General features: G+C 63.8%; 4 protein-coding genes. All 4 read right to left on the bottom strand.

The features are described from left to right. On the bottom strand, positions 1-390 hold a 390-nt coding region (locus VGH68_RS18930; protein ID WP_331605215.1), incomplete at its 3' end, for a MarR family winged helix-turn-helix transcriptional regulator. Further along, complete coding sequence (locus VGH68_RS18925; protein WP_331605214.1) at positions 387-1,160, bottom strand: SDR family NAD(P)-dependent oxidoreductase; 774 nt, start codon at positions 1,158-1,160, stop codon at positions 387-389. The genes VGH68_RS18930 and VGH68_RS18925, both read right to left, overlap by 4 nt. Further along, positions 1,157-3,541, bottom strand: coding sequence for a bifunctional salicylyl-CoA 5-hydroxylase/oxidoreductase (locus VGH68_RS18920; RefSeq protein WP_331605213.1), 2,385 nt, complete (start codon positions 3,539-3,541; stop codon positions 1,157-1,159). The genes VGH68_RS18925 and VGH68_RS18920 overlap by 4 nt, the downstream gene beginning before the upstream one ends. 255 nt (positions 3,542-3,796) lie before the next feature. Beyond that, on the bottom strand, positions 3,797-4,142 hold a 346-nt coding region (locus VGH68_RS18915; protein WP_331605212.1), incomplete at its 5' end, for a YdeI/OmpD-associated family protein.

Here is a 4,142-nt window from a genome sequence, read left to right as displayed (position 1 = left end):
CGAGCGGCGATCGTTCGGGTCGGTGTCGCGCACCACCAGCCCTTCCTTTTCGAGCTGATCCGTGATGCCGGTGACGTTGCCGCCCGTCACCATCAGACGGCGCGACAGCTCGGTCATCTTCAGCCCTTGCGGATGACGTTCAAGCTGCGCCATCAGATCGAAACGGGGCAGCGTGATGTCGAACTGCTCGCGCAGCCGCTTGCGCAATTCGGCCTGCACAAGGTTGGTCGTGGTCAGCATGCGCAGCCATAGCCGCAGACCCATGTGGCTGTCCGCGCCAGTACTCATTTCGAGGTCCACGACGTTCTCCGCGGGTTGGGCGACGCCTTTGCGCGGCGCCTTTGCATGACCGGCCGCCGTCGATTTCCGGATGGGTTTCGGCTTGCTCACATCACTTCTCCGCCCGAAATGGAAATGGATTGCCCCGTGATCGCATCCGAGCCGGGCTGGCATAGCCAAAGCACCGCGTTCGCCACCTGCTGCGGACTCACGAAGCGGCGCTGCGGGTTCGAGCGCAGTAGGCTTTCGCGCGCCTGTTCCTCGGTGCGCGAGGTCTTGCTGATGATCTGTTCGAGCGATAGGTGCAGCAGCTCGGTTTCGGTGTAGCCGGGACACACCGCGTTGACCGTGATGCCTTTGGTCGCGGTTTCGAGCGCGAGCGAACGCGTGAGGCCGATCACACCATGCTTGGCGGCGCAGTACGCGGCGACGTACGCATAGCCGATCTGGCCGGCCGTGCTGGCGACGTTGACGATGCGCCCGTGGCCGCGCTCGAGCATGCCGGGCAGCACCGCGCGCGTGCCGAGGAACACGCCGGTGAGGTTCACGTCGAGCATGCGCTGCCACAGCGTCATGTCGGTCAGCGAAAACGGCGCGGCTTGCGCCTGGCCCGCGTTATTGACGAGGATATCGACCGCGCCCGCGTCGCTGAATGCGCGCGCGACCGACTCTTCCTGGGCGACATCCATGCTGATGCATGCGACGTCGCCGAGCGCCGCGCATCGCTCGCGCTGCGCATCGAGGCGCTGGGCATTGCGGCCCATCAACGTGACGCGCGCGCCCGCGCGTAGCAGCGCTTCCGCGATCGCCGCGCCGATGCCGCTGCCGCCGCCGGTGACGACCGCGTGCTGGCCGGCGAGAAGGGAGTTTGACGTGTTCACACGGTTCCTTCAGCGCGTTGCGCGCGTTGTTGCGCGGTCAGACCGGCGTTCGCGATGGCCTGGGCGCGCTCGCGTTCCAGATTGCGTTCGAGCTGCATCTTGGCGGCGGTGTAGGGCTTCGGCCACGCGACGTCCAGATAGCCGATCCTCGCGGCCTCGTTGAGCGTCCATGACGGATTCGCGAGGTGCGGACGCGCGATTGCGCACAGGTCCGCGCGACCCGCGGCGATGATGCTGTTCACGTGATCGGCTTCCGATATCGCGCCGACCGCGATCGTCGCGATACCGGCTTCGTTGCGCACGCGGTCGGCGAACGGCGTCTGGAACATGCGGCCGTACACGGGTTTTTCTTCCTTGCTGACCTGGCCCGACGAGACGTCGATCATGTCCGCGCCCGCCGCTTTGAATGCTTGCGCGATCTTGACCGCGTCGTCGGGCGTATTGCCGCCGTCAACCCAGTCGTGCGCGGAAATCCGCACCGAAATCGGCTTGTCCTGCGGCCACGCCGCGCGAATCGCGTTGAACACCTGCAATGGATAGCGCAGCCGGTTTTCGAGCGAACCGCCGTATTCGTCGGTGCGCTGGTTGGTCAGCGGCGACAGGAAGCTCGACAGGAAATAGCCGTGCGCGCAGTGCAGTTCGAGCCAGTCGAAGCCGGCTTCCACCGACATGCGCGTTGCCTTCACGAACTGTTGTTCGATCTCGCGTAGTTCCTGATGCGTGGCTTCGCGCGAATGCTGGCTGATGCCGCGCAGATACTGTTGCGGCGACGCGGATACCAGCGGCCAGTTGCCTTCGGTGAGCGGCTGATCGATGCCTTCCCATGCCACACGCGTCGAACCCTTCGCGCCGGAGTGACCGAGCTGAATGCCGATCTTCGCATCCGACTGTCGATGGACGAGCTCGACGATGCGCTTCCACGCGGCCAGATGTTCGGGCGTGTACATGCCGGGGCATCCCGGCGTAATGCGCGCCTCGGGCGATACGCAGGTCATCTCGGTCATCACCAGCGCGGCGCCGCCCATTGCGCGGGCGCCCAGATGCATCAGATGGTAGTCGCCGGCGATCCCGTCCACGGCCGAGTATTGCGCCATCGGCGACACCATCACGCGGTTCTTCAGCGTGACGCCGCGTACCTTGAACGGCGTGAACATCGGCGGGATCGAATGCTGTTGGGGTGCGCGCTCGACGCCCGCGCGCCGCGCGAGCCAGTCTTCGAAGCCGGACAGATAGCGCGGATCGCGCTCGCGCAGGTTTTCGTGCGAGATACGCTGCGAACGGGTGAGCAGCGAATAGGCGAACTGTTCTGGTTCGAACGGCGCGTAGCGGTCGACGTGTTCGAACCATTCGGTCGAATTGCGCGCGGCGTTCTGAATGCGCAGCACGTCGACGCTGCGCACTTCGGTGTAATGCCGCAGCGCGGCTGCGAGATGGCCGGCATCCGTGCCGTGATAGGCGCTGATGCTGTTCGCGAGTTCGATCGCGTCTTCGAGCGCGAGCTTGGTGCCCGAGCCGATCGAGAAGTGCGCGGTATGCGCGGCATCGCCCATCAGCACGATCGGCGTTTGCGTGCCGTTCGCATTGGCGCGCCAATGCACCCACTCGTTGTTGACGATGCGCGGGAAGCGGATCCATTGCGACGAACCGCGCAGATGCGACGCATTCGACATCAGCGCATTGCCGTCGAGGTACTTCGCGAACAGCTTCTCGCAGAACGCGATGCTGTCTTCCTTGCTCATTTCGTCCAGACCGGCGGCGCGCCACACGCGCTCCGGCGTTTCGACGATGAAGGTCGACGTTTGATCGTCGAAGCGGTATGCGTGCGCCTGGAACCAGCCGAATTCGGTTTCCTCGAACGCGAACGTGAACGCGTCGAACAGTTTTTTGGTGCCCAGCCAGACGAAGCGGCAGTCGCGCACGTCGATGTCGGGTTGATAGGACGCCGCGTACTTTTGCCGGATTACGCTGTTCAGGCCGTCGCTCGCGATGATCAGGTCGGCGTCGTACGCGCTGTCGTCCACGACCTGGGTTTCGAATACGAGCTTCACGCCGAGTTCTTCGCAGCGCGCCTGCAGGATGTTCAGCAGGCGCTTACGGCCGATGCCGCAAAAGCCGTGGCCCGACGAGCGCACGCTGCGGCCGCGGAAATGGATTTCGATGTCGTCCCAGTGGTTGAATGCGTCGAGAATCGCGTCGGCGCTGGGGGCGTCGGCGGCGCGCAGATTGCCGAGCGTCTGGTCGGAGAACACGACACCCCAGCCGAACGTGTCGTACGGGCGGTTGCGCTCGACTATCGTGACTTCGTAGCTGGGGTTGCGTTGCTTCATCAACAGACCGAAGTACAAGCCGGCCGGACCGCCGCCGATACAGACTATTCGCATGCTGGTTCCCCAAAGATGGCTCCGCTGTGCGATTAATTTAGTTATATATAGTTTAGATGTCAAGTAATCGTTGGGCCGGGGGGAGGCTGGCGCTCGATGCGAGAGGGCACAGAGCCGCGATGCTGCGGTTGTTGTCTGCTGCGCCGGCCGCCATGCGTTGTTAGCTTTTGCGCGGAGGCGTGGAGAGCGCCTCGGGTTGGCCGCCTTGAGCGCGGCATCGTCCGGTGACTTTCGTCGGCTGCCGATCTTCCTGGTCTACGGATGAATGGTTTCGCCTCGATTCAGCATGTCGACGAACTCCTCGATCTTGCGCACTCGTGTTGCGGGTTTTTTGGCATTCTGTATCCGAAACAGAATGGCATAGCGGTTGCGGCCGTTCAGCGTCGCAAAGAACGCGCTGGCCTTGGGATTGGCATCCAGTGCGGCCTGCAGGTCGTCCGGTACGTCCGAGTTGCTGGCGGACGCATAGGCAGCCTCCCAGCGGCCATCCTCTTTGGATTTCTCGATTTCTCGCATTCCCGATGGAAGCATTCTGCCTGCGGCGATTAGCGCTTCGGCCCGGTTTTTGTTGAGCCTGGACGAGATACTTTTGGCAGATCGG

Origin of the sequence: Paraburkholderia sp. (assembly GCF_036488505.1) — a bacterium.
Lineage (GTDB): Bacteria > Pseudomonadota > Gammaproteobacteria > Burkholderiales > Burkholderiaceae > Paraburkholderia.
The sequence above is the reverse complement of the archived record's forward strand: the minus strand, read 5'-3'. Positions and strand labels throughout refer to the sequence as shown.

Coding starts and splice junctions, on each gene's coding strand:
- VGH68_RS18920 (WP_331605213.1), bottom strand. CDS start 3,541: ATGCGAATAGTCTGTATCGGCGGCGGTCCGGCCGGCTTGTACTTCGGT.